Source organism: Serratia sp. 506_PEND (genome assembly GCF_001076875.1).
Classification (GTDB): Bacteria; Pseudomonadota; Gammaproteobacteria; order Enterobacterales; family Enterobacteriaceae; genus Serratia; species Serratia marcescens.
In genome coordinates, this window is the sequence record NZ_JVEL01000456.1 from 16,880 (window position 1) to 42,542 (window position 25,663).

General features: G+C 58.5%; 24 protein-coding genes. 13 read left to right on the forward strand and 11 right to left on the reverse strand.

What is annotated here, in order from left to right:
• Positions 1 to 62: 62 nt before the first annotated feature.
• Positions 63 to 2,015: a bifunctional 2',3'-cyclic-nucleotide 2'-phosphodiesterase/3'-nucleotidase gene (locus ADK28_RS17780; protein ID WP_048796297.1), complete on the reverse strand. Its 1,953-nt coding sequence runs from the start codon at positions 2,013 to 2,015 to the stop codon at positions 63 to 65.
• Between the two features lie 255 nt (positions 2,016 to 2,270).
• On the opposite strand from ADK28_RS17780, the gene cysQ reads away from it, so the two are divergent.
• A complete protein-coding gene (gene cysQ, locus ADK28_RS17785) occupies positions 2,271 to 3,011 on the forward strand; it encodes a 3'(2'),5'-bisphosphate nucleotidase CysQ (protein ID WP_004933611.1) in 741 nt (246 codons plus the stop codon).
• A gap of 1 nt (position 3,012) precedes the next feature.
• Here cysQ and ADK28_RS17790 read toward each other — a convergent pair whose 3' ends face one another.
• Positions 3,013 to 3,570, reverse strand: coding sequence for a YtfJ family protein (locus ADK28_RS17790; protein ID WP_025159587.1), 558 nt, complete (start codon positions 3,568 to 3,570; stop codon positions 3,013 to 3,015).
• Between the two features lie 330 nt (positions 3,571 to 3,900).
• On the opposite strand from ADK28_RS17790, the gene ADK28_RS17795 reads away from it, so the two are divergent.
• The gene (locus ADK28_RS17795; RefSeq protein ID WP_004933604.1) at positions 3,901 to 4,107 is read left to right on the forward strand and encodes a DUF1107 domain-containing protein; all 207 of its coding nucleotides are present in this window, start codon (positions 3,901 to 3,903) and stop codon (positions 4,105 to 4,107) included.
• A 68-nt stretch (positions 4,108 to 4,175) separates the two neighbouring features.
• Here ADK28_RS17795 and ADK28_RS17800 read toward each other — a convergent pair whose 3' ends face one another.
• Both ADK28_RS17800 and msrA read right to left on the reverse strand, forming a co-directional pair.
• Positions 4,176 to 5,507: a hemolysin family protein gene (locus ADK28_RS17800; RefSeq protein ID WP_016929344.1), complete on the reverse strand. Its 1,332-nt coding sequence runs from the start codon at positions 5,505 to 5,507 to the stop codon at positions 4,176 to 4,178.
• Positions 5,508 to 5,687: 180 nt separating this feature from the next.
• Positions 5,688 to 6,326, reverse strand: a complete 639-nt coding sequence (gene msrA / locus ADK28_RS17805) for a peptide-methionine (S)-S-oxide reductase MsrA (RefSeq protein WP_103086418.1) — start codon at positions 6,324 to 6,326, stop codon at positions 5,688 to 5,690.
• A 307-nt stretch (positions 6,327 to 6,633) separates the two neighbouring features.
• Between msrA and tamA the strand changes: the two genes are divergently transcribed.
• Genes tamA through ADK28_RS17820 form a run of 3 tightly spaced genes read left to right on the forward strand, consistent with a single transcriptional unit; the run spans position 6,634 to position 12,517 of the window.
• Positions 6,634 to 8,352: an autotransporter assembly complex protein TamA gene (gene tamA / locus ADK28_RS17810; protein WP_249339672.1), complete on the forward strand. Its 1,719-nt coding sequence runs from the start codon at positions 6,634 to 6,636 to the stop codon at positions 8,350 to 8,352.
• A complete protein-coding gene (tamB, locus tag ADK28_RS17815; RefSeq protein ID WP_048796298.1) occupies positions 8,349 to 12,167 on the forward strand; it encodes an autotransporter assembly complex protein TamB in 3,819 nt (1,272 codons plus the stop codon). The genes tamA and tamB overlap by 4 nt, the downstream gene beginning before the upstream one ends.
• 2 nt (positions 12,168 to 12,169) lie before the next feature.
• Entirely contained in the window at positions 12,170 to 12,517 is a 348-nt protein-coding gene (locus ADK28_RS17820; protein ID WP_004933596.1) for a gamma-glutamylcyclotransferase family protein, read from the forward strand.
• Between the two features lie 52 nt (positions 12,518 to 12,569).
• On the opposite strand, the gene ppa is transcribed toward ADK28_RS17820, so the two are convergent.
• Positions 12,570 to 13,100, reverse strand: coding sequence for an inorganic diphosphatase (gene ppa / locus ADK28_RS17825; RefSeq protein ID WP_004933594.1), 531 nt, complete (start codon positions 13,098 to 13,100; stop codon positions 12,570 to 12,572).
• A 260-nt stretch (positions 13,101 to 13,360) separates the two neighbouring features.
• Between ppa and ADK28_RS17830 the strand changes: the two genes are divergently transcribed.
• Positions 13,361 to 14,914 (forward strand): methyl-accepting chemotaxis protein, encoded by a 1,554-nt coding sequence (locus ADK28_RS17830; RefSeq protein WP_016929339.1) that lies wholly within the window; start codon positions 13,361 to 13,363, stop codon positions 14,912 to 14,914.
• Positions 14,915 to 14,959: 45 nt separating this feature from the next.
• Here ADK28_RS17830 and fbp read toward each other — a convergent pair whose 3' ends face one another.
• Positions 14,960 to 15,964 (reverse strand): class 1 fructose-bisphosphatase, encoded by a 1,005-nt coding sequence (gene fbp / locus ADK28_RS17835; protein WP_004933587.1) that lies wholly within the window; start codon positions 15,962 to 15,964, stop codon positions 14,960 to 14,962.
• A 169-nt stretch (positions 15,965 to 16,133) separates the two neighbouring features.
• Between fbp and mpl the strand changes: the two genes are divergently transcribed.
• Positions 16,134 to 17,513, forward strand: coding sequence for a UDP-N-acetylmuramate:L-alanyl-gamma-D-glutamyl-meso-diaminopimelate ligase (gene mpl / locus ADK28_RS17840; RefSeq protein WP_016929338.1), 1,380 nt, complete (start codon positions 16,134 to 16,136; stop codon positions 17,511 to 17,513).
• Positions 17,514 to 17,710: 197 nt separating this feature from the next.
• Here the strand turns inward: mpl and yhcN (ADK28_RS17845) are convergent, their stop codons facing one another.
• The 3 genes from yhcN (ADK28_RS17845) to argR all read right to left on the reverse strand — a co-directional run bounded on the left by yhcN (ADK28_RS17845) (position 17,711) and on the right by argR (position 19,232).
• Positions 17,711 to 17,974 (reverse strand): peroxide/acid stress response protein YhcN, encoded by a 264-nt coding sequence (yhcN, locus tag ADK28_RS17845; protein ID WP_025305042.1) that lies wholly within the window; start codon positions 17,972 to 17,974, stop codon positions 17,711 to 17,713.
• Positions 17,975 to 18,094: 120 nt separating this feature from the next.
• Positions 18,095 to 18,358: a peroxide/acid stress response protein YhcN gene (gene yhcN / locus ADK28_RS17850; protein WP_004933574.1), complete on the reverse strand. Its 264-nt coding sequence runs from the start codon at positions 18,356 to 18,358 to the stop codon at positions 18,095 to 18,097.
• A gap of 403 nt (positions 18,359 to 18,761) precedes the next feature.
• Positions 18,762 to 19,232, reverse strand: coding sequence for a transcriptional regulator ArgR (gene argR, locus ADK28_RS17855; RefSeq protein ID WP_048796299.1), 471 nt, complete (start codon positions 19,230 to 19,232; stop codon positions 18,762 to 18,764).
• A 464-nt stretch (positions 19,233 to 19,696) separates the two neighbouring features.
• Between argR and mdh the strand changes: the two genes are divergently transcribed.
• Positions 19,697 to 20,635, forward strand: a complete 939-nt coding sequence (mdh, locus tag ADK28_RS17860; RefSeq protein ID WP_048796300.1) for a malate dehydrogenase — start codon at positions 19,697 to 19,699, stop codon at positions 20,633 to 20,635.
• A gap of 67 nt (positions 20,636 to 20,702) precedes the next feature.
• Here the strand turns inward: mdh and ADK28_RS17865 are convergent, their stop codons facing one another.
• Complete coding sequence (locus tag ADK28_RS17865) at positions 20,703 to 20,963, reverse strand: helix-turn-helix domain-containing protein (RefSeq protein WP_004933567.1); 261 nt, start codon at positions 20,961 to 20,963, stop codon at positions 20,703 to 20,705.
• 181 nt (positions 20,964 to 21,144) lie between these two features.
• On the opposite strand from ADK28_RS17865, the gene ADK28_RS17870 reads away from it, so the two are divergent.
• On the forward strand, positions 21,145 to 21,501 hold the full coding sequence (locus ADK28_RS17870) for a DNA-binding protein (RefSeq protein ID WP_028127572.1): 357 nt from the start codon (positions 21,145 to 21,147) through the stop codon (positions 21,499 to 21,501).
• Between the two features lie 49 nt (positions 21,502 to 21,550).
• Here ADK28_RS17870 and ispB read toward each other — a convergent pair whose 3' ends face one another.
• The gene (ispB, locus tag ADK28_RS17875; RefSeq protein ID WP_016929331.1) at positions 21,551 to 22,522 is read right to left on the reverse strand and encodes an octaprenyl diphosphate synthase; all 972 of its coding nucleotides are present in this window, start codon (positions 22,520 to 22,522) and stop codon (positions 21,551 to 21,553) included.
• 270 nt (positions 22,523 to 22,792) lie between these two features.
• Between ispB and rplU the strand changes: the two genes are divergently transcribed.
• The 4 genes from rplU (at position 22,793) to cgtA (ending at position 25,645) form a co-directional block, all read left to right on the forward strand.
• The gene (rplU, locus tag ADK28_RS17880; RefSeq protein WP_004933561.1) at positions 22,793 to 23,104 is read left to right on the forward strand and encodes a 50S ribosomal protein L21; all 312 of its coding nucleotides are present in this window, start codon (positions 22,793 to 22,795) and stop codon (positions 23,102 to 23,104) included.
• Between the two features lie 17 nt (positions 23,105 to 23,121).
• Entirely contained in the window at positions 23,122 to 23,379 is a 258-nt protein-coding gene (rpmA, locus tag ADK28_RS17885) for a 50S ribosomal protein L27 (protein WP_004933559.1), read from the forward strand.
• Between the two features lie 105 nt (positions 23,380 to 23,484).
• Positions 23,485 to 24,456 (forward strand): DMT family transporter, encoded by a 972-nt coding sequence (locus ADK28_RS17890; RefSeq protein WP_021504260.1) that lies wholly within the window; start codon positions 23,485 to 23,487, stop codon positions 24,454 to 24,456.
• Between the two features lie 16 nt (positions 24,457 to 24,472).
• Positions 24,473 to 25,645, forward strand: a complete 1,173-nt coding sequence (cgtA, locus tag ADK28_RS17895) for an Obg family GTPase CgtA (protein ID WP_004933553.1) — start codon at positions 24,473 to 24,475, stop codon at positions 25,643 to 25,645.
• Positions 25,646 to 25,663 lie beyond the last annotated feature (18 nt).

Here is a 25,663-nt window from a genome sequence, read left to right on the forward strand (position 1 = left end):
CCTTATTTTATGCGCCGCGCAGGCGAGCGATGAATGGCCGGGCGCGCCGGCCAAAAACCGCGTCACTTACCGCTTAAATCGATGCGATAAACCGCGAAGCCGATGCTGTCGCTGCCTGCGGCGCTCATCGGATATTGGGCGTGCGCTTTGACAAACCTTGTCGCTTTGTCCGAAGGCGAGGTCTCGAAGCGGATATCCAGCGGTTGCTGGCTGCTGAAGTTCGCCAAACGCCAGTTGTTGTCCGCCTGCGGGCGCACCGCGCCATGCCGCTGAGTTTCGGCGCTGATGTAGGCCGCCAGCACCGAGCGGTTTTCATCCGGCGAAGCGAAGGCGATATGTTTGTCGCCGGTGCCGGCAAACTTGCCGCCGTAGGCGCGGTAGTTGTTGGTGGCGACCAGGAAGGTGGCGTTCAGATCGATCGGCTTGCCGTTGAAGGTCAGCTGCTTGATACGCTCCGCCTTGTCGTTGATCAGTTGGCATTCGCCGTCGTAGCGCGCCGGCTGACTGACGTCGATCTGGTAGTTGACGCCGTCGATCACGTCGAAGTTATAGGTGCGGAAGCCGTCCCAGTTGATCAAGCCCTGCGGCTTGGCGCTGTTGACGTCGATCTGGTTGAACTGGCCGGCGGAGCACTCCAGCCACTCTTTCACCTCTTTGCCGCTCGCCTTCACCACCACCAACGTATTGGGGTAGAGATAGAGATCGGCGGCGTTGCGGAAGGTGAGCTGGCCTTTTTCCACTTCGACGAAGCTGGCGGGATCGTTCTTGCGGCCGCCGACCTTGAACGGCGCCGCCGCCGACAGCACCGGCAGACCGGCCAGATCCGGATCGCCCTGGATGTAATGTTCGACGTAGGCTTTCTGCGCATTGTTGACGATTTGCACCGTTGGGTCGTCCTGCACCAGCGCCAGGTAGCTGTACATGTTGCCGTCGGATTTACCGATCGGCTGGCTGACGAACTCGCGCGTGCCTTTGTGATCGTCCGCCAATACCTTCACCAGCGCGGCATCTTCCGCCGCCAGCGATTTCTTGTTCTCTTTGTCGTAGATCGGCCGCGCTTCCGCGTTGGCGGCGGTCACTTTCCAGCTGCCGCCATCGTTGTTGAGCTGCAGGTCGACCACGCCGAGATGATCGCCCCATTGTCCCGGCATCACCGCCGGCACGCCGTTCAGCAGACCTTTGTCGATATCCGCGCCTTTGATGTTGGCAAAGTCCTTGCTCGGGAACACCGCATGAGCGTGGCCGAACATGATGGCGTCGATGCCCGGTACCTGGCTGAGGTAATAGACCGAGTTTTCCGCCATCGCCTTGTAAGGCTCGCTGGACAGCCCGGAATGCGGGATCGCCACCACCAGATCGGCGCCCTCTTTACGCATCTGCGGCACGTAGCGCTTGGCGGTGGCGGTGATGTCGTCCACCGTCACTTTGCCCTGCAGGTTGGCCTTGTCCCACACCAGGATCTGCGGCGGCACGAAGCCGATGTAGCCGATGCGCAGCGTATGCGCCTTGCCGTCGCGGTCTTTCACCGGCGTATCGACGATGATGTACGGCGTGAACAGCGGTTTTTGCGTTTTGGCGTCGATGACGTTGGCGTTGATATACGGGAATTTGGCGCCGGCGATGGCGTTCTTCAGGTAGTCCAGCCCATAGTTGAACTCATGGTTGCCGATGTTGCCGACGACGTAGTCCAGCGTGTTCATCGCCTTATAGACCGGGTGCACGTCGCCCGGTTTCAGCCCCTTGGCCGCCATGTAGTCGCCGAGCGGGCTGCCCTGAATGATGTCGCCGTTGTCCACCAACACCGCGTTGGCGGCCTGCTGGCGCGCCTGTTGGATCAGGCTGGCGGTGCGCACCAGGCCGAACTTGTCGGTCGGCGTGTCCTTGTAGTAATCGAAGTCCATCATATTGCTGTGCAGATCGGTGGTTTCCAGCACGCGCAGATCGACGGTGGCCGCTTGCGCGGAGGCGCACACCAGCAGCGCAAGCGCGGACAGCGTCAGTGGATGCTTCATCATTTGGGGGGCTCTCCATTCCATTATTCGAGTGTTATCGCAGAGGGAAATGTAATTAACATTGCTTGCCACAGCAAACTGTGAAGTGTGGCAGAAAACGGCGGCGGGTAACGCGGGGAAGTTCACAGTTGTGCCCAACAAGAACTGAGGAATTCCCGGGGCTTAGGCGGTTGAGATGGATATTCGGCGTAAAAAAAACTAGTCTGCTAGCAGAGACAGGGGGAAATTTCCCACGGAGATGCGGAGTTGAGGTGCATGATGTTAGAGCGAATTTGCCAACTGTCCCGCGAGGCGGGGGCGGCGATCATGGCGGTGTACGACGGTGAACAACCGCTTGATGTCGCACAGAAAAAAGATGATTCACCGGTGACGGCGGCCGATCTGGCGGCGCATCACATCATCAAGCGCGGCCTGGCGGCGCTGACGCCCGAGGTGCCGCTGCTGTCGGAAGAGGATCCGCCGGCGTGGGAAGAGCGCCGCAGCTGGACGCGTTACTGGCTGGTCGATCCGCTGGATGGCACCAAAGAGTTTTTGCACCGCAACGGCGAGTTCACGGTCAATATCGCCCTGATTGAAGACGGGCAGGCGGTGATGGGGGTGGTGTACGCCCCGGCGATCGACGTGTTGTATCTGGCGGAGCGCGGCAAGGCCTGGAAAGAAGAGAAGGGCGTGCGGCAGGCGATCGGCGTCAGCAACGCGCATCCGCCGCTGGTGGTGGTGAGCCGCTCGCATATCGACGACGAACTGAAAGATTATTTGCAGCAGCTGGGCGAGCACCAGACCGTGTCAGTCGGTTCCTCGCTGAAGTTCTGTCTGGTGGCGGAAGGCAAGGCGCAGCTCTATCCGCGCTTCGGGCCGACCAACATTTGGGATACCGCCGCAGGGCATGCGGTGGCGGTGGCCGCCGGGGCGCAAATTCACGATTGGCAGGGTAAGCCATTGCTCTATACCCCGCGTGAATCTTTCCTCAACCCCGGCTTTCGGGTGTCGCTGTTCTGAGTTAGTTCGCCAACAACTGGTGCAGTTTGGACATTACCTGCTGCACCTCTTCCGGCGTCAGCGCGCCGTCTTTGGCGAACTGGATGCGCCCTTGCTTATCCAGCACCACGATGGCGGAGCCTTTCGGCTGCAGATCCCAGGCTTTGCGCACGTTGCCGTCGCTGTCGACGATAAACTGCGACCATGGAAACTCCTTCTTGCTGTCTTCAATGCTGCTGCGCACGAACATCGCCGTGCCCATCAGGGCATCGTCGGTGTTGACGATTGTCGTCGTTTGGTAACGATCGTGTGGTAGCTTCGCTTTCTTGATCGCTTCAATCAGTGGGTCGTTCATGTCTTTGGCGGAGCTGCGGCCGGCAATATGTTGTATCACTCGCACTTTTCCACTGAGCTGCGCGCTGTTCCAGTTTTGGTAGCTAAAATTACCGTCAGCGTAATTGAGCTCTCCTTTGTCGCTGACGCCGACCGGCGCCACGCGCTGCTGGAGCTGGAAGTTGTGCGCGGAAGCGAAAAGCGGGGCGAGCAGCAGGGATACCATCAGCATGCGACTTGTTTTCATGCTTTCTCCTTGTAATGGGGGGAATTTGTGCGACAGCACTTCGACAGCCTAAAGCATAGGATGTGATAAGAGGTCTGTCCTGTTAACCGGATCGCAGATTTTCCCTTGGTTCGCTAATCATCAGATTTTGAAGGGATATCCTGAAAACGTTATAAATTATCATATACAATTCTGTCAAAAAGTGTAAATCCAGCGTAGAAATCCGGGCAGAAGTGAACGTTCTGGTCTTTACTGGGTCTACTACATGCAATCAAGTTGCGTTCTGAATTTCGAGGCTGCCACCTTTGGCGGCTCGCTGAGCGCATGGATCAACGGGAGGAGCGTAAAAGAATGAGAATCTTCCAGCGTTATAACCCTTTGAAAGTGGCAAAGTACGTTAAGACCCTGTTTCGCGGAAGGCTGTATATCAAGGACGTGGGCGCATTTGAATTCGACGAGGGGAAAATCCTGCCGCCGAAGATTCGCGACAAGCGCCATTTCAGCGTGATGTCTGAAGTGAACCGTCAGGTGCTGCTGTTGCAGACCGAGATGGGGTGAACACCTCGCTGACAGCGGTAAAAAAATGCGGCCCCGATGGGGCCGCTGATGTTTTTGTCTTACCGCCGTCAGGCCGCAGGTGCGTCGTCCGGCGCTTTCGGCAGCACCGCCGCCGGTTTGTCGCTCAGTCGGGTGACCAGCAGCTGGTCTATCTTGTAGCTGTCGATATCCACCACTTCGAACTTGTAGCCGGCGTATTTGACGAAGTCGGTGCGTTTCGGGATCTTGCGCAGCATATACATCATAAAGCCGCCGATGGTCTCGTAGTTGCCCGCCTGAGGGAACTCATCGATGTCCAGCACGCGCATCACGTCGTCGATCGGCGTGCCGCCTTCAATCAGCCATGAGCTTTCGTCGCGCGCCACGATCTGCTCTTCCTGGCCCTGGCCGACCAGATCGCCCATCAGCGTGGTCATCACGTCGTTAAGCGTGATGATGCCCACCACCAACGCATATTCATTGAGGATTACCGCGAAGTCTTCGCCGGCGGTTTTGAAGCTTTCCAGCGCTTCGGACAGCGTCAGCGTATCCGGCACGATCAGCGCCGAGCGGATCTGCACGCCGCTGCTCAGCACCAGGCTCTGGTTGCCCAGCACGCGGTTCAGCAGGTCTTTGGAATCGACGTAACCCACCACCTGATCGATATGGCCGTCGCACACCAGGAACTTGGAATGCGGATGGGTCGAGACCTTCTCCTTGATGCTCTCTTCGCTTTCGCGCAGATCGAAGTACACCACGCTTTCGCGCGAGGTCATCGAAGACGGCACGGTGCGCGATTCCAGTTCGAACACGTTTTCAATCAGCTCATGCTCCTGCTTGCGCAGCACGCCCGCCAGGGCGCCGGCTTCCACCACCGCGTAGATGTCATCGGAGGTGATGTCGTCCTTACGCACCATCGGCAGCTTGAACATGCGGAAGATCAGGTTGGCCATGCCGTTGAAGAACCACACCAGCGGGCGGAAGATCATGATGGAGAAACGCATCGGGTTGATGATCCGGACGGCGACCGTCTCTGGTGCAATCATACCGATGCGCTTCGGCGTCAAATCGGCGAACAGGATAAACAAGCTGGTCACCAGCACGAAAGAGCAGATGAAGCTGACCTGTTCCGCCAATTCGGGCGACAGGAAACGATCGAACAACACCTTGAAGGTGGGAGAGAAAGCCGCGTCGCCCACGATACCGCCGAGGATGGCTACGGCGTTCAGGCCGATCTGCACCACGGTGAAGAAGATGCCAGGGGTTTCTTGCAGCTTGAGCACTCTGGCGGCGTTGACGTTACCTTCGTCAGCCATCAGCTTCAGTTTGATCTTGCGCGAGGCGGCCAGAGAGATTTCCGACAGTGAGAAGAACGCACTCACCGCGATCAGAAAAAGAATCAGTAAAATACTGTTTAACATAATCTATCCATACGTGCCGACGGGATGACGGCGCTCTTGAGGAAGGGTAGTACATAGTAAAAAAAGCAGCGATAACAACCAGAAGGGAAGCTATCGGGCCGCAGAAGCGGCCCGCATAGTATAGCAGTTGCCCCACAGGGGCCGCCAGCGGTTAAAAAAGTGCCGCCGGCCGGCATCAAATCAGCCCTGCGGCGGCAGGCAAACGCCGATGCCGCCCAGACCGCAGTACCCTTCCGGGTTCTTGTACAAGTACTGTTGGTGATCGTCTTCCGCGTAATAGAACGGCAGCGCCGGCGCGATCTCGGTGGTGATGACGCGCTTGTCGCCCGCCGCGTCCATCGCCTGCTGGAAGCGTTGCAGGCTGCTTTCCGCCTCGGCCTGCTGCTCTGGGCTCAGCGTATAAATCGCCGAGCGGTACTGCGTGCCGATGTCGCCGCCCTGGCGCATGCCTTGCGCCGGATCGTGATTTTCCCAGAACAGCTGCAGCAGCTGTTTGTAGCTGACGATCTGCGGATCGAACACCACGCGCACCACTTCGGCGTGGCCGGTCTGGCCGCTGCACACTTCGCGGTAGGTCGGGTTCGGCGTATAGCCGCCGCTGTAGCCGGCGGCGGTGCTGTAGACGCCCGGCTGTTGCCAGAACAGACGCTCAACGCCCCAGAAACAGCCCATGGCGAAGATCGCCACGTCCATGCCTGCCGGCACCTGGGTCATCGAGTGCTCGGTGACCACGTTGAGCGTTGCGACAGGCATTGGCGTGGTGCGGCCAGGCAGCGCGCTTGCCTTATCGACGGTTTGTGATTTATCAAAAAATGGCACCACGGTTGACTCCTGTTGTCACAGTAAGAATTGACCCTACATGGCGGTGGTTCGGTTGTATCTCACCGCGTCTTTGCCCACAATAAGCGGCAAGTTGGATTTTGTATAAGCTTAACGCAGTATTTTGAGCGCCAAAAGTGAAGAATTCGCCTGTTGCGCGGCGGTGGCAAAGCGCGGCGGGCGGCGTCCGGAATAAGGTTGAAGAGGGCTGCCGTCATGATAGCGCGGAGTCTGCCCTGGCCCCGGAGCGAACACCATAACAGGACAGTAAAATCAATAAGGAGAACACGTGCCAAAGTACCCGGTCATGTGCTTGATATCTGTGTTGCTTGCGGCACCTGCAGCCTATGCGGCCAACGTGCGGCTGCAGGTGGAGGGGTTAAGCGGAGAGTTGGAAAAAAACGTCCGGGTGCGGCTGTCGTCGATCACGCCTGAAGAGGTTGGCACCGACGGCCGCTTCCGCGCGCGGGTGGATGAGGCGGTGCGCCAGGGGCTGCGCGCGCTCGGCTATTACCAGCCGACCATCGAGTTTACGCTGGACGATCGGCCGGGGATGTCGCGCCCGGTGTTGCACGCCAAGGTCAATCCGGGCGAGCCGGTGCGCATCGCCGGCGCCAACATCGTGCTGGAGGGCGGCGCAAAGACCGATGAGGACTACCTGACGCTGGTAAAGAAGGGGCGGCCGACCATCGGCGAGATCCTCAACCACGGCAAGTATGACAGTTTCAAAGGCTCGCTGACCGGCCTGGCGCTGCGCAAAGGCTACTTCGACGCCGATATGACCAAAAGCCAGCTCGGCGTGGCCGAAGATCTGCACAAGGCGTTTTGGGATATCGATTTCAACAGCGGCGAACGTTACCGCTTCGGCAAGGTGAAATTCACCGGTTCGCAAATTCGCGAAGACTATCTGCAAAATCTGGTGCCCTTTCATCAGGGGGATTACTACAGTTCGGAGGATTTGGCCGAGCTGAATCGCCGTTTGTCCGCCACCAACTGGTTTAACTCGGTGGTGGTGTCCCCTGATTTCAACGATGCCAAAGAGAACAAGATTTTGCCGTTGGACGCGCTGGTGACGCCGCGCACGCGCAACACCGTCGAAACCGGTATCGGTTATTCCACCGACGTCGGCCCGCGGGTGAAAGGCACCTGGAAAAAGCCCTGGCTCAACGATCGCGGGCATAGCCTGGAAACCAGCGCCAGCGTGTCGGCGCCGGAGCAGCAGCTGGATCTGACCTATAAGATCCCGTTGCTGAAGAATCCGCTGGAGCAGTATTACCTGCTGCAGGGTGGGCTCAAGAACGTCGATCTTAACGACACCAAATCCGTGACCTCCAAAGTGGTGGCCTCGCGCAACTGGGATCTCTCCAGCGGCTGGCAGCGGGCGATCAACCTGACCTGGCGCTGGGATAACTTTACCCAGGGCAACGTCAGCAATACCACCATGCTGCTGTACCCCGGCGTCAGCTTCAACCGCACCCGTTCGCGCGGCGGGCTGATGCCGACCTGGGGCGACAGCCAGCGCTATTCCATCGACGTATCCGACACCTCCTGGGGCTCCGGCGTGGACTTCGCGCTGATGCAGGCGCAGAACGTCTGGATCCGCACCCTGGCCGACAAGCACCGTTTCGTGGCGCGCGGGCAGGTGGGCTGGATCGAAACCAACGACTTCGACAAGGTGCCGCCGGATCTGCGTTTCTTCGCCGGCGGTGACCGCAGCATTCGCGGCTACAAGTACAAAGACATTTCGCCGCGCGGCGACGACGGCAAGCTGACCGGCGCCTCCAAGATGCTGACCGGCTCGCTGGAGTACCAATACAACGTGACCGGCAAATGGTGGGGGGCGATGTTCGTCGATTCCGGTGAAGCGGTGAACGATATCAAGCAGAGCAACTTCAAGACCGGCGCCGGCGTAGGCGTGCGCTGGCAGTCGCCGGTGGGGCCGGTGAAGCTGGATATCGCCGCGCCCGTGGGGGACAAGGACACTCACGGGATGCAGTTCTACATCGGTTTGGGGCCTGAACTATGAGCCTGGTTAAAAAGATTTGTCTCGGATTTCTGGTCGTCCTGCTGTTGCTGATCGGCGGCCTGGCCTTCCTGGTGGGGACCACCACCGGTTTGCATATGGTCATCAACGGCGCGGCGCGCTGGGTGCCGGGGCTGGAGATCGCCGGCGTCAGCGGCGGCTGGCGCGATCTGACGCTGAAGGGCGTGAAGTATCAGATGCCGGGCGTGACGGTCAACGCCGGGCAGTTCCATCTGTCCCTCGATCTCTCCTGCTTTAAACGCAGCTCGCTGTGCGTTAACGCCTTGACCGCTCAGGACGTGGACGTGGCGGTGAACACCAAAGAGATGGCGCCCTCCGCGCCGGTGGAGGAGAGCAGTGAGCCGACCACCAATCTCAGCACCCCTTATCCGATCACCCTGCGCCTGTTGGCGCTGAATAACGTCAAGGTCACCGTCGACGATACCGCCATCTCTCTGGCCGAGTTCCGCACCGGCGCGCAGTGGCAAGAGCGCGCGCTGACGCTGATGCCGACCAAGCTCGGCTCGTTGCTGATCGCCTTGCCGAAAACGCCGCAAAATCCGTTGCCGGAAGCGGTGCAACCGGCGGTCGAGGTGGCGAAAAAGGTCGGCGAGCAGGTCACCGACGCGGCGAAACCGGCGCCGCAGCCGGAAGAGAAGCCGCTCGGCGAAACGCTGAAAGAACTGTTCGCCAAACCGCTGTTGCCGGATCTGCCGGACATCCGCCTGCCGCTGGATATCACCGTGAAAGAGATCAGCGGCGAACAGCTGCGCTTGACCGGCGATACCGACGTGCTGATCACGAGCCTGTTGCTGCAGGCCAGTACGCAGGATCAGCATATCCAGCTGGACAATTTCGACGTGAAGTCGCCGCAGGGCACGCTGTCGGTGCAGGGGCAGGCGACCCTGACCGGCGACTGGCCGGTGGCGCTGACCGCCAACAGCGCGTTGAACATTGACCCGCTGAAGGGCGAGAAGGTGAAGCTGAACATCGGCGGCGGGTTGCGCGACGAGCTGAAGGTCGCGCTGAACCTGTCCGGCCCGGTCGGCGCCCAGCTCGATGTGCAAACCCGGCTGGCCGAAGCCGGCCTGCCGCTGGCGCTGACGCTGCAGAGCAAACAGCTGAAATGGCCGCTGAGCGGCGAGGCGCAGTACCAGGTCAACGATTTCCGCCTGCGCTTTAACGGCAAGGCGACCGATTACGCGCTGTCGACGCGCGCCAATCTGAAAGGCCAGGATCTGCCTCCGGCGGTGCTGACGCTGGACGGCAAAGGCAACGTCGAGCAGTTCAAGCTGGAGCGCCTGCGGCTGGCGGCGCTGCAGGGCAATACCGACCTCACCGCGCTAGTGGACTGGAGCAAGGCCATCAGTTGGACCTCGCAATTGACGCTGAGCGGCATCAATACCGCCAAGCAGTGGCCGGAATGGCCGGCGAAGCTGGATGGCAAGATCACCACGCGCGGCAGCCTGCACGGCGGCAGCTGGCAGCTGCAGGTGCCGGTGCTGCAGCTGGACGGCAACGTGAAGCAGAATAAGGTCACGGCGCGCGGCACGCTGAGCGGTAACGCCGCCGGGCAGTGGAAAATCCCCGGCATCGATCTGACGCTGGGGCGCAACCAGTTGAACGTCAAAGGGCAGCTGGACGAGAAGAGCTGGAACCTGGACGCCAACATCGACGCGCCGCGTCTGGACGGCGCGCTGCCGGGCCTCGGCGGCACCGCCAAAGGGCTGTTGAAACTGCGCGGCAATCTTCAGGCGCCGCAGCTGCTGGCGGATTTGACCGCTTCCGGCTTGCAGTGGCAGGCGCTGCGCATCAACCGCGTGAAGATCGACGGCGACGTGCGCTCCACGGATCAGATTCAGGGGCAGTTGGCGGTACGTGTCGAGCAGCTGAAGCAGGACGCGCTGGAGGTCAGCCTGCTGACCCTCGACGCCAAGGGCAGCGAGAAGCAGCACCAACTGCAGTTGAAGATCGACGGCAAACCGGTCTCCGGCCAGCTAGCGCTGCAGGGCAGCTTCGATCGTCAGCAGCAGCGCTGGCGCGGCAATTTGAACAATACCCGCTTCGATACGCCGGTAGGGGAGTGGCGCCTGACGCGCGCCATCGCGCTGGACTACCTGAACGCCGAGCAGAAAATCAGCGTCGGGCCGCACTGTTGGCAGAACCCGAACGCCGAGCTGTGCGTGCCAAAGACCATTGAAGCCGGCCAGAGCGGCCAGGCCAGCGTGGTGCTCAACCGGTTCGATCTGGCGATGATCAAGCCGTTCCTTGGCCCGGAAACCGCCCTGAGCGGCGTGTTCACCGGCCGGGCCGACGTCAGCTGGAAGCCGGGCGGCGCGCTGCCGGAGGCGAAAGTCACGCTCGCCGGCAACGGCGTCAAGGTGGTGCAGCAGGTGCAGGGCAACGCGTTGCCGATCGCCTTCGATGCGCTGACCCTCAACGCCGGCCTGAACAACGGCCGCGCGCAGGCCGACTGGCGGATCAAACTGACCAACAACGGCCAGTTCGACGGCAATATCCAGGTGGCGGATCCGCAGGTGCGGCGCACCATCAGCGGCAACGTCAATATCACCAACATCTCGCTGGCGCTGATCAACCCGGCGCTGATGAAGGGTGAAAGCGCGGCGGGCATGCTGAACGCCAACCTGCGTCTGGGCGGCAGCGCGCAGAAGCCGCTGGTGTTCGGGCGTCTGGCGTTGGATCGGGCGAAGGTGCAGGGGCACTGGATGCCGTTCGATATGACCGACGCGCGGCTGGCGGTGAATTTCAACGGCATGACCTCGACGCTGGAAGGGCTGCTCAGCACCACGCGCGGCCAGCTGAATCTGGCGGGCGATGCCGACTGGCGTGACATCAACGCCTGGCGCGCGCGCATTGCCGCCAAGGGTGACAAGCTGCGGGTGACGGTGCCGCCGATGATCCGCATCGACGTATCGCCGGATCTGGTGTTCGAAGCCACGCCGCAGCTGTTCTCGCTCAATGGCAAGGTCGACATTCCCTGGGCGCGCATCACGGTGCAGGAGCTGCCGGAAAGCGCGGTGGGCGTCTCTTCCGACGAAGTCATGCTGGACGATCAGCTGAAGCCGATTCAACCGAAGACCGCCTCGATCCCGATCAACAGCAACCTGATGATCCACGTCGGCAACGACGTGCGGCTGGACGCCTTTGGCCTGAAAGCCCGCTTGAAGGGCGATTTGAAAGTGGTGCAGGACAAGAAAGGGCTGGGCCTCAACGGCCAGATTGACATCCCTTCCGGTCGCTTCCATGCTTATGGTCAGGATTTGATCGTGCGTAAAGGGCAGCTGATGTTCTCCGGCCCGCCGGATCAGCCGCTGCTCAATATCGAAGCGATCCGCAACCCGGAATCCACCGAGGACGACGTGACCGCCGGCGTGCGCGTGACCGGCCTGGCGGATGCGCCGAAGCTGGAAGTGTTCTCCGATCCGGCCAAATCGCAACAGGAAGCTCTGTCTTATCTGCTGCGCGGCCAGGGTTTGAACAGCTCCGGCGCCGACGGCAACGCCATGACGTCGATGTTAATCGGCATGGGGGTTGCACAAAGTGGTCAACTTGTGGGTAAAATCGGCGAGGCATTCGGCGTGAGTAATTTGGCTCTGGACACCCAAGGGGTTGGCGACAATTCCCAGGTTGTCGTGAGCGGCTATGTCCTCCCAGGCTTACAAGTAAAATATGGGGTGGGCATTTTCGACTCGCTGGCCACGCTGACGTTGCGTTATCGCCTGATGCCTAAGTTGTATCTTGAAGCGGTGTCTGGTCTCGACCAGGCATTAGATTTGCTCTATCAGTTTGAGTTTTAGCGATGCGAATAATTGTCTACGGCAGTTTACGGCGCAAACAGGGAAACAGCCATTGGATGACCAACGCCCAATGGCTCGGCGAGCACGAGCTCGAAGGCTATCAGATTTATAATCTGGGCCACTACCCGGCGGCGATCCCTGGAGAGGGCACGATACATTGCGAAGTGTATCGTATTAACTCATCGATTCTGGCAGAGCTGGACGAACTGAAAAGCAACACCAAGGACTATAAGCGCGAGCTGATTCAGACGCCTTATGGGAGTGCGTGGATCTACCTGTATAAACACAGCGTGGACGGTTACCCGCGAATTACCAGCGGTGACTGGCTGAAACGCCTCGAAGATCAGTAATAAAAAAACACCGCTCAATGAGCGGTGTTTTTTCATCGGACGGCGGCGAAAATTACTTCTTGGCAGCGCGTTCGAAGGAGGCGATGATTTCCGCTTTAGCCGCGGCAGCGTCTGCCCAGCCTTCCACTTTCACCCATTTGCCTTTTTCCAGATCTTTGTAGTGCTCGAAGAAGTGAGCGATCTGGGCTTTCAGCAGTTCCGGCAGGTCGTTCACGTCTTTCACGTGATCGTACTCTTTGGTCAGCTTGCTGTGCGGTACCGCAACCAGCTTGGCGTCTTCACCGGCTTCGTCGGTCATCTTCAGCACGCCAACCGGACGGCAGCGGATCACGGAGCCCGGCTGCAGCGGGTATGGGGTTGGGACCAGCACGTCAACCGGATCACCGTCCAGAGACAGAGTGTGGTTGATGTAGCCGTAGTTGCACGGGTAGAACATCGCGGTGGACATGAAACGGTCAACGAACAGCGCGCCGGTTTCTTTGTCGATTTCGTATTTGATTGGATCGGCGTTGGCCGGGATTTCGATTACTACGTAGATGTCTTCCGGCAGGTCTTTGCCAGCAGGGACCAGATTCAAGCTCATGTCGGTTTCCTTTAATCATCAAACCAGAAATGGAGTGGCGGCTATTATAGCGGACTCTTTTGCGATTTCCTGCCCTTTTCATCGTCGAAAACCCCGCGTGCCGGCGCAGGGATAATTTCCAGATTAATCCCGCCGCGGCATGAAGTTTTGTCTCCGCCTGCCGATAACTTCAACAAACAATAATGAGCCAGCAAAGCTGGCTCCGCGTTTTGCCACCCCTACTACGTCTGATCTCACTATTCTGAAGCCGGGAAGAACTCATGCTAAAAAAGATTACGGTGAAGGCTGGGCTGATCGCCCTGCTGAGCCTGATGACCATGCTGCTGATCATGGTCAGCGTTATTGGCGTCAATGCGATTAACGAAGGATCGCGCTCGATCCATACCTTAAACCAGATCCTCGGCGAAGAGCTGGGCTCGCTGGCCAACAGCTCCAACCTGACGCTGCGCGCCCGCACCGCCGCCTCGCTGGCGGTGCGCCAACGGGAGATCGGCCAGATCGATGTCGCTGACGCCACCGTGGGCCGCATTTACGGCTACCTCGAGCAGTCGAACAAGGAAATGGCGCGCTTTGTCGGCGTCGGCACCGTGACCGAGCGCGGCCGCGAACTCTCCAATCGTCTGCAAAACAGCTATCGCGCCTACCTCGAGCAGGGCGTGAAGCCGATGGCCGCCGCCATCAAGGCCGGTAAAATCGATGAGTATTACCATATTCAGGAGACCCGCATCTCTGCGTTGAGCATCGCGTTTGAAAAGGATCTCAGCGATTTCCGCAGCTTCGCCATGAAGCTCGGCGAAAAGCAGGTGTATGACGCGGAAAACAACGCCAGCACCAAGATCTCGCTGATCGTGGTGGCGGGCCTGCTCAGCGTGCTGCTGGCGGTGCTGGCCTGGTTCGCGCTGCGCGTGATCATTTTGCGCCCGTTGGACGAGTCCATCGCGCAGTTGGAACACATCGCCGGCGGCGATCTGACCCATGAGATCCGTGGTGAGGGCGATACCGAGATGGGCCGCCTGGTGCGGGCGATGCAGCGCATGCAGCAGGCGTTGGCCAGTTCGGTCAGCAAAGTGCGTGACGCCAGCAGCCAGATCGACACCGGTTCGCGCGAACTGGCGGCCGGCAACCTGCATCTGGCGCAGCGTACCGAAGAGTCGGCCGCGTCGCTGGAAGAGACCGCCGCCAGCATGGAACAGCTGACTTCGACGGTGAAAATGAACGCCGAGAACTGCGAGCAGGCCAATCAGCTGGCGCTGAGCGTGTCCGATATCGCCAACCAGGGCAGCGACGTGGTCAGTCAGGTCATGAGCAAGATGCAGGCGATCACCGACAGCTCGCGCCGCATCGCCGACATCATCAGCGTGATGGACGGCATCGCCTTCCAGACCAATATCCTGGCGTTGAACGCAGCGGTGGAAGCGGCGCGCGCCGGCGAACAGGGCCGCGGTTTCGCGGTGGTGGCCGGCGAAGTGCGCAATCTGGCGCAGCGCAGCGCCCAGTCGGCGAAAGAGATCAAAGGGTTGATCGAAGCGTCGCAGAACCGGGTGCAGGAAGGCGAGCAGATGGTGGAGTCGGCGGCGCAGACCATGAGCGGTATCACCGGTGAAGTGGGCCGGGTGACGGCGTTGATGCGTGAGATCTCGGCGGCGACGCGGGAACAAAGCAGCGGTATCGAACAGGTGAACCTGGCGGTGGCGCAGATGGATCAGGTGGCGCAGCAGAATGCGGCGCTGGTGGAAGAGTCGGCGGCGGCGACGCGCTCGCTGGAAGATCAGGCTCAGCTGCTGGCGCAGAGCATGGCGGCGTTCAAGCTGTAAGGCGATAAGGGTTCGGCGTGGCGCCGAACCCTTGCCAGAAACGCGTTACTCGTCCGGGTTTTCGGCGATGAAGCGTTCTGCGTCTTCCACCATCGACTTGGTGCCGACGAAGAATGGCGCGCGCTGGTGCAGTTTCACCGGCGTGATGTCCAGAATGCGATTTTTGCCGTCGCTGGCCTTGCCGCCGGCCTGTTCGGCCAGGAACGCCATCGGGTTGCATTCGTACAGCAGGCGCAGCTTGCCTTGCGGGTGGCTGGCGGTGCTTGGGTAGATGTAGATGCCGCCTTTCAGCAGGTTGCGGTGGAAGTCCGCCACCAGAGAACCGATGTAGCGCGAGGTGTAAGGGCGCTGCGTCGCTTCATCCTGCTCCTGGCAGTACTTGATGTATTTCTTCACGCCGAGAGGGAACTTGATGTAGTTGCCTTCGTTGATGGAATACATGTTGCCGCTCGCCGGGAAGCGCACTTTCTCGTGAGAGAGACAGAACACGCCCAGAGACGGATCGTACGTGAAGGCGTGGACGCCGTAACCGGTGGTGTACACCAGCATGGTGGACGAGCCGTAAACCACGTAACCCGCTGCGACCTGGGCGCTGCCCGGCTGCAGGAAGTCTTCTTCGGTCACTGGCGTGCCGACCGGCGTGATGCGACGATAGATAGAGAAAATCGTACCGACCGAGACGTTGACATCGATGTTGGACGAACCGTCCAACGGATCCATCAATACGACATACTTGGCATTTTCAGCTCGCTCGCCGTCGAATATCACGATTTCATCTTCTTCTTCGGAAGCGATACCCGCAACTTCACCACGCGCTTTCAACGCCGCTTTCAGTTTTTCGTTCGCGTACAGGTCCAGTTTCATCTGAACTTCGCCCTGTACGTTGGACACCCCGCTGGTCCCCAGAATATCAACCAGGCCGGCCTTGTTGATGTCGCGGTGGATGATTTTGGCGCCCAGTTTAATGGCAGAAAGTAACGCGGTCAGCTCGCCGGTGGCGTGCGAGAAGTCGTGCTGTTTCTCGACGATAAATTCGCCTAACGTTTTCATGACACAATCCCTGAATCTACGGATGGATAGCGGCCTGTTAACAAACCGCCAACGTTTTCGCGAGCAGTGTAGCCCAAAGATGCGCGCCATTCATAGGCAAATCCATTTCTTCTGGACGATTCTGAGCGTTAGAATATGCCGACATTCGATGCACTCACATGAGAAACCTATGCGCATTCACATTCTTGGGATCTGTGGCACCTTTATGGGCGGGCTGGCGATGCTGGCGCGCTCACTGGGGCATGACGTCACCGGTTCGGACGCCAACGTCTATCCGCCGATGAGCACGCTGCTGGAGAACCAGGGGATCGATCTGATTCAGGGTTATGATCCCGCCCAGCTGGATCCGGCGCCGGATCTGGTGATCATCGGCAACGCCATGACGCGCGGCAACCCGTGCGTGGAGGCGGTGCTGGAGCGCGGTATCCCTTACGTTTCCGGCCCGCAGTGGCTGCACGATGCCGTGTTGCGCGATCGCTGGGTACTGGCGGTCGCCGGCACCCACGGCAAAACCACCACCGCCGGCATGGCGACCTGGATCCTCGAAGCCTGCGGCTACCAGCCCGGCTTCGTCATCGGCGGCGTGCCGGGCAACTTCGACGTCTCGGCCCGCCTCGGCGGCAGCCCGTTCTTCGTGATCGAGGCCGACGAGTATGACTGCGCGTTCTTCGACAAACGCTCCAAGTTCGTGCACTACAGCCCGCGCACGCTGATCATGAACAACCTGGAGTTCGACCACGCCGATATCTTCGACGATCTGAAAGCCATCCAGAAACAGTTCCACCACCTGGTGCGTTTGGTGCCGGGCAAAGGCAAGATCATCCTGCCGGACAACGACAGCCACCTGAAGCAGGTGATGGCGATGGGCTGCTGGAGCGAACAGGAGCTGGTGGGCGAAGAGGGCGCCTGGCGCGCGCAGAAGCTGACGCCGGACGCCAGCCACTACGCGGTGTTCCTCGACGGCGAGCAGGTCGGCGAAGTGAACTGGGCGCTGGTGGGCGAGCACAACATGCATAACGGCCTGATGGCCATCGCCGCGACCCGTCACGTCGGCGTGCAGCCAGCGGACGCCTGCCGCGCGTTGGGCGATTTCATCAACGCCCGCCGCCGCCTGGAGCTGCGTGGCGAAGCCAACGGCGTCACGGTTTACGACGATTTCGCGCACCACCCGACGGCGATCCTGGCCACTCTGGCCGCGCTGCGCGGCAAGGTCGGCGGCACGGCGCGCATTCTGGCGGTGCTGGAGCCGCGATCCAACACCATGAAAATGGGCATCAGCAAAAACGATCTGGCGCCTTCGCTCGGCCGCGCCGACGAAGTGTTCCTGTTCCAGCCGCACCACATTCCGTGGCAGGTCGCGGAAGTGGCGGATGCCTGCGTGCAGCCGGCGCATTGGAGCGCGGATCTCGATACGCTGGTGGAGATGGTGGTGAAAACCGCGCAGCCGGGCGACCACATTCTGGTGATGAGCAACGGCGGTTTCGGCGGCATTCACGATCGCTTGCTGGACGCGTTGGCGAAAAAGCAGGAACCGAAGGTGACCTACTGATCGTTCAGCCGCATAAGCCAATGTAAGGGCCGCATTCGCGGCCTTTTTTACGCCCATAAAAAAGCCCTCGCGAGCGAGGGCAACGGGGTTCGTCGGATAGGACGACGAGAGGGTCTCTGGGAAATCGGCGTTTGCGTCAGAACTCGGCAGTGGCAGTGACGAGGGTAATCAGCTCTGCAAAGCCGTTCCCAGAGTTGTTATTTGTAAATCTCGGCGGTGGCGTGGTAGTTGCCTTCGTTACGGGCTTCGATCACGCGGTAGGCGGTCGCGCCTTTCGCGTCGGCTTTCTCCGACAACGCCTGGCGAATATCGGTCGGCGCGCCGTCGATACCGCTGACGGTAATGGTGCCGATAGATTGCAGATTGGCGGTCTGATCGTTAGTCACCAACTGGGCGGCAGATGCGCCGAAGGAGATGACGGACAGCAAACCGAGTGCAGCAAGAGTAGTTTTCATGTTCATGATAGCGATCCTTGTTCATAACAGCCTGGAAGGGCTTGGCAGCGATTTTTATTCTTGAAGGCCGTTATGACAGCGTTTGATTCCAGAGAGGTATTGCCCGTTGCCGGGTAATGCCGTTACTTATTTGTAGATTTCAGCGGTCGCGTGGAAGTTGCCGTCGTTGCGCGCTTCGATTACGCGGTAAGCGGTCGCCCCTTTGGCGTCAGCTTTGTCGGACAGCGCCTGGCGAATGTCGGAAGGCGCAGCGGCGACGCCGCTCACGGTGATCACACCGGCGGGCTGCAGTTTTGCGGCCTGGGTAGCATCAACAGATTGTGCTGCGAATGCACCAAAGGAAAGCATGGACAGAACGCTCAGGGTTGCAACGGTAGCTTTAATTTTCATCATCTCACCTCATCGTATTCTTTTATCAGTTCCAACGAACTGTGATTCAGTTCACGAAAATGAGTATACAGCTAGTAACGCGAAAAATTAATAGTTCGCTAACAGTTGCTAGTGAAACTTTAACCTCATGATCCTTATTTTTTATAACCGTAAGGAATAAAAAACGCTCATAAAACGATCTTTTGATGTTAAATTTATGTAATTTCAATAAGGTAAGTGATTTTGACCAAAAGTGCGGAAGATCACAGTGGGTACTGCTGGTTACATGGAGATGTCATGGAAATGTGTTGTTGCGGGATAAAAAAGCAGTGTTAAACGCGGTTGAAGGCTGGAAAGGTAACGCGAGGGTTAAAGAAGCGCTAACAAAATGCGGTTTACAGCCGCACTTTGTTAGCGCCAGGTTTCACAGCTCTTGCTCGAACACGCTCAAGATCGCTTCATGCAGCTTCTGAGCGGTAAAGCCGTTGGACGGGGTGACGAAAATCGTGTCGTCGCCGGCAATTGTGCCGAGGATACCCTGGGATTTACCCAGTGAGTCGAGCAGGCGGGCGATCAGCTGTGCGGCGCCCGGGCTGGTGTGGATCACCACGACGGCATCGTTATGGTCGACGTCGAGCACCAGATTCTTCAATGGGCTGGTGGTGGTCGGCACGCCGAGTTCGGCAGGAAGGCAATACACCATTTCCATTTTGGCATTGCGCGTACGTACCGCGCCGAACTTGGTCAGCATGCGCGATACTTTGGATTGGTTAATGTTTTCGAAGCCTTCTTCTTGCAGCGCCAAAACGATCTCGCCTTGAGAACTGAATTTTTCTTCTTTCAATAACGCTTTGAACGTCTTGATCAGATCTTCCTGTTTTGCGGGATTACGCATTTTGCACCGTGGAATGTTGATAGTGGAAGTCATGATTATGCATATAGATGAATTTTTATGCAACAAAGGCCGCCCCAAAGAAAATAAAAATGACCGGACGGCGAGGAAAGGGCGGCATTTTAACAAAATCCGGCCGCGATGAATATGCCCTTTTGACGACGGAAAATCGGCCTGCGGTGGTAAATAAAATGTTATTAAAATGATGTTGTTCTGATGTTGCGTAAGGGTGTAATGTAACGGCCGGTTAACTTGCTCGTGAATAACCTCGCACTATTTTTGATTAGTGTGCGCTATGCCCTTCATGCGTAAGCGATTTAATCTAAAATGGGCGCGACAGCGGCCGTTTTATTACACCTGCAGGCAAGAATTGGCTAATTTATTGTTTTGAAAGGTGTAATAACTTAAGGTCCGTAACCAACACATTCACGGCGCTTTATATATTTAAGATAATAAAGGAGTATAGGATGAAAGTTGCAGTTCTCGGTGCTGCTGGCGGTATCGGCCAGGCCCTCGCCCTTCTACTCAAAACCCAGCTTCCTTCAGGTTCTGAACTCTCTCTCTACGACATTGCCCCCGTTACCCCAGGCGTTGCCGTCGACTTAAGCCACATCCCAACCGCAGTTAAAATCAAAGGCTTCAGCGGCGAAGACGCGACTCCGGCTCTGCACGGCGCGGATGTGGTGCTGATTTCCGCCGGCGTGGCCCGTAAGCCTGGCATGGATCGCTCTGACCTGTTCAACGTTAACGCCGGCATCGTGCGTAATCTGATTGAGCAAGTGGCGAAAACTTGCCCGAAAGCCTGCATCGGCATCATCACCAACCCGGTTAACACCACGGTTGCCATCGCGGCGGAAGTGCTGAAAAAAGCCGGCGTTTACGACAAGAACAAACTGTTCGGCGTGACTTCGCTGGATATCATCCGTTCCAACACCTTCGTGGCCGAGCTGAAAGGCAAGCAGCCGGAAGAGTTGAACGTACCGGTGATCGGCGGCCACTCTGGCGTGACCATCCTGCCTCTGCTGTCGCAGATCCCTAGCGTGAGCTTCACCGAGCAGGAAGTGGCGGATCTGACCAAACGCATTCAGAATGCCGGTACCGAAGTGGTAGAAGCCAAAGCCGGCGGCGGATCTGCAACGCTGTCCATGGGTCAGGCGGCCGCCCGTTTCGGTCTGTCTCTGGTGCGTGCGCTGCAGGGCGAGAAAGGCGTTGTGGAATGCGCTTACGTTGAAGGCGACGGCAAATACGCTCGCTTCTTCGCGCAGCCGCTGGTGCTGGGCAAAAACGGCGTTGAAGAACGCAAAGATATCGGCACCCTGAGCGCCTTCGAGCAGAAAGCGCTGAACGAGATGCTGGACGTGCTGCATAAAGATATCGAACTGGGCGAGAAGTTCATCAATAACTGATCGACACCGATAGTCAGCCGATAAACGCCGCCGGACGCTGTTCCGGCGGTTTTTTTTTGCTCCGCGTTCACGATTTGATACGTGCTTTGCGATCCAGCAGGCAATCGCTGTGCGGATCGTAATAGCGGCTTGGCCAGATCTCCGAAGGGTGGATGCCTATCGCTTCGGCGATCAGCCATTCCCCCTTCGGCCACGGGCGCGACAGCGCATTGGCCAGCGTCGATGAGCTTAATCCGGCCTTGCGCGACACTGCCGCCAGCGTGGTGCCCTGCTTGCGTAGCGCCGCGATGATATCTGCCGGATGCCAATCTGGGTTCCTTGAATTCATGTTTACATTCCTTTTCTGATTAGCCAAAGTTGCGTTAGTGGTATAACTAACGGGTCATGGTTAAGCGTTTGAACAACGTGAAACGCTTATTCGGAAATAAGAATACCATTAAATTTCCTAAAAAATACCCAGGTAATTTCCAAAAAACGACATTGCCCACTATTGCCCAGAGATGATGGCTATGAAAAACGAGTGGTTTGCCGCCAAGGAACTGACAGGCATCGCAGGATTACCCTCCTCACCACAGGGAATCAATCTGATGGCCCGACGCGAAGGCTGGATCAGCCGCAGGCGTAAAGGCGTGCAGGGAAAAGCGTTGGAGTACCATATCGACAGCCTGCCTCCAGGCGTGCGTAACCTGCTGGCGCTGAAGGAGGACGGGGCGGCATATGACGTAGAACGCCAGGATCCGTTGGCGGTCTGGATCGAGTATTACTACCATTTGACGGAGAGCGAGCGCGAGAGAATGGTGGCTTTCCTGATGCGGGAAGGGATCGGCGGCCTGCTGGCGCGTATCGACGAAGAGAGTAATACCTAAGCAGGCCCGCGTGGGCGGGCCTGATGAACACATTTAGAAACACGATTTCTTAAAAATCGCGTTGTACCGCCAAATGGGCCAGGCCCTCCAGCGCTGTTCGGTGCTCTGATGCCGGCAATACCTGCAGCGCGGCGATCGCCTTGTCGGCTTCTTCCTCGGCGCGTTTGCGGGTGTATTCCAGCGAACCGCATTGCTGCATCGCCTGCAGCACCGGCTCCAACAGGTGACGGCCGTTGCCTTGCTCAATCGCGCCGCGGATCATGTCACGCTGGGCGTCGTCGCCGTTGTGCATCGCGTGCAGCAGCGGCAGGGTCGGTTTCCCTTCGTTCAGATCGTCGCCGGTGTTTTTGCCCAGGGTGCTGCCGTCGGCGCTGTAGTCGAGCAGATCGTCGATCAGCTGGAAAGCGGTGCCGAGGTAGCGGCCATAATCTTGCAGCGCCTGTTCTTGCTCAGCGCTGGCGCCGGACAGGATCGCCGACGATTGCGCCGCCGCTTCAAACAGACGGGCGGTTTTGCTGTAGATCACCCGCATATAACTTTCTTCGCTGATGTCGGGATCGTGCACGTTCATCAACTGCAGCACTTCACCTTCGGCGATGACGTTGACCGCCTCCGACATCAGCGCCAGCACGCGCAGGGATTCCAGGCTGGTCATCATCTGGAAGGCGCGGGTATAGATAAAGTCGCCGACCAGCACGCTGGCGGCGTTGCCGAACGCCGCGTTGGCGGTGGCTTTGCCGCGGCGCATGTCCGATTCGTCGACGACGTCGTCATGCAGCAGCGTGGCGGTATGAATGAATTCGATCAGGGCGGCGACGGTGACGTGCTTGTTGCCTTCGTAGCCCAACGCCCGCGCCGCCAGGACGGCGATCATCGGCCGGATGCGCTTACCGCCACCGCTGATAATGTAATAGCCAAGCTGATTGATGAGCGTGACATCGGAATTCAGCTGTTCGAGAATTGTTGCGTTCACGGCCGCCATATCTTGCGCGGTTAACTCGGTAATTTGCTCTAGGTTCATTGTGTTTTTTTCAGCTGTGTTTCTCTTCACCGCGTTGAGATCGCTGCTCACATCGGTACATGGCGGTAACTGTCCCTATGATTGTACTTGAAAAACGGTTCAGATAAACGCCACGAAAGAAACTGCGCTTTTTTTCTTCTTTTTTCTTGTTCTGATCTTATTCTGCTCTTGTCATGCGCTGCTTTTTTGCGTAGAATTCGCGCCCTATTGTGAATATTTATAGCGCGCTCTGAACTAACACAGTCGGGCACGCGGAAAGCGGAGTTTTATATGTACGCGGTTTTCCAAAGTGGTGGTAAACAACACCGAGTAAGCGAAGGTCAGACCGTTCGCTTGGAAAAGCTGGACATCGCAACTGGTGAAGCGGTTGAGTTTGACCAGATTCTGATGATCGCTAATGGCGAAGATATCAAAATCGGCGTTCCTTTCGTCGATGGCGGCAAGATCAAAGCTGAAGTCGTTGCTCACGGTCGTGGCGAGAAAATTAAAATCGTTAAGTTTCGTCGTCGTAAACACCACCGTAAGCAGCAGGGCCACCGTCAGTGGTTCACTGACGTTAAAATCACCGGCATCAGCGCTTAAGTTAGGAGAGCGGATTAATGGCACACAAAAAGGCTGGCGGCTCGACTCGTAACGGTCGCGATTCAGAAGCTAAACGTCTGGGCGTAAAACGCTTTGGCGGCGAAGCAGTACTGGCAGGCAGCATCATCGTTCGTCAGCGCGGCACCAAATTCCACGCTGGTACCAACGTGGGTTGCGGCAAAGACCACACTCTGTTTGCTTTGAAAGACGGTAAAGTCAAATTCGAAGTTAAAGGCCCGAGCAATCGTAAATTCATCAGCATCGAAGCTGAATAATTTTTCGAGCCTTACGAAATAGATGTAAGCCCCGCAATTCGTTGCGGGGCTTTTTACATTTATGGGTTGCCTGAGGGCAGGCCCGTCAGCGTTGGCGAAGGTGATATGGATACGAAGCAGCAGGTCGGCGTTGGCATTTCTCTGGCGTTAACCACGGCGGTTTGTTGGGGCGCGTTGCCGATCGCGATGAAAGAAGTGTTGGTGGTGATGGAGCCGTTTACCGTTGTCTGGTATCGCTTTACCATGGCCGCCATCGGTTTGGGCGTGATCCTTGCGGTGCGCGGCAAGCTGCCGCCGCTGACGATGTTCCGCCAGCCGCGTTGGCTGCTGCTGTTGGCGATCGCGACGGCGGGGCTGCTGGGCAACTTTGTGTTCTTCAGTTCCTCGCTGCAATACCTGAGCCCGACGGCGTCGCAGGTGATTGGCCAGCTGTCGCCAGTCGGCATGATGTTCGCCAGCGTGCTGATTTTAAAAGAACGCATGCGCATCACCCAGGTCATTGGCGCCCTGATGCTGATTTGCGGGCTGATGCTGTTTTTCAACGTCAGTCTGATAGAGATCTTCACCCGGCTGACGGACTACACGCTGGGCGTGATGCTGGGCGTGTGCGCGGCGATGGTCTGGGTGAGCTATGGCGTGGCGCAGAAGGTGTTGCTGCGCCGGCTGGCTTCGCCGCAGATCCTGGTTATGTTGTACACTTTATGTGCGATTGCGTTGTTCCCTCTGGCCAAACCCGAGGTGATTTTCCAGCTTAGCGGCTGGCAATTGGCGTGCCTGCTGTTTTGCGGCGCCAACACGCTGATCGGCTATGGCGCGCTGGCAGAAGCGATGGCGCGCTGGCAGGCGGCGCAGGTGAGCGCGTTGGTTACGTTGACCCCGCTGTTTACCCTGCTGTTTTCAGATTTATTGGCGCTGGCTTGGCCCCAGGCATTCGCCATGCCGACGCTGAACATCGTCGGCTATGTCGGTGCGTTTGTGGTTGTGGCGGGCGCCATGTTTTCCGCAATTGGTCACCGGTGGTGGCCGCGACGGGCAGACCCCCCCCTGGTTGCTCCTTTGAAGCAGCCCGGTGAATGATTTACGGAGACGGTAAATGAAGTTTGTAGATGAAGCAGCGATTCTGGTCGTTGCAGGCGACGGCGGCAACGGGTGCGTCAGCTTCCGCCGCGAAAAATATATCCCGAACGGTGGGCCTGACGGCGGCGACGGCGGCGACGGCGGCGACGTCTACCTGCTGGCGGACGAGAACCTTAACACCCTGATCGACTACCGCTTTGAGAAGTCTTTCCGCGCCGAGCGCGGCCAGAATGGCCAGAGCCGCGATTGTACCGGCAAACGCGGTAAAGACGTCATCATCAAGGTGCCGGTCGGCACGCGCGTGAAGGATCAGGGCACCGGCGAGATCCTCGGCGACATGACCCGCCACGAGCAGAAGCTGATGGTCGCCAAAGGCGGCTGGCACGGTCTGGGCAACACCCGTTTCAAATCTTCGGTCAACCGCGCGCCGCGTCAGAAGACGCTGGGTACCGCCGGCGAAGCGCGTGACCTGTTGCTGGAGCTGTTGCTGCTGGCCGATGTGGGCATGCTGGGGCTGCCGAACGCCGGCAAATCGACCTTCATCCGCGCGGTGTCTGCCGCCAAGCCGAAGGTGGCCGATTATCCGTTCACCACGCTGGTGCCGAGCCTGGGCGTGGTGCGCATGGACCACGAGCAGAGCTTTGTGGTCGCCGACATTCCGGGGCTGATCGAAGGCGCCTCCGAAGGCGCCGGCCTGGGTATTCGTTTCCTGAAACACCTGGAGCGTTGCCGCGTGCTGCTGCACCTGGTGGACATCGCGCCGATCGACGAATCCGATCCGGTGGAAAACGCCAAAGTCATTATCAACGAGTTGAACCAATACAGCGAAAATCTGGCGCAGAAGCCGCGCTGGCTGGTGTTCAACAAAATTGATGTGATTGGTGAGGAAGAAGCCGCCGAACGCGCCAAGGCGATTGTGGAAGGCATGGGCTGGGAAGGGAAGTACTACATGATCTCCGCCGCCAACCGCGAAGGCGTCAATGCGCTGTGCTGGGACGTGATGAACTTCATCAACACCCAGCCGAAAGCGATGGCGATCGAAGAAAGCGCACCGGAAAAAGTCGAATTCATGTGGGATGACTACCACCGCGAGCAAATCGCGGAAGTGGAAGCCGAAGCGGAAGATGACTGGGATGACGACTGGGACGAAGACGACGACGAAGGCGTCGAAATCATTTACCAGAAGTAATTCGGTGATAAAGGGCTC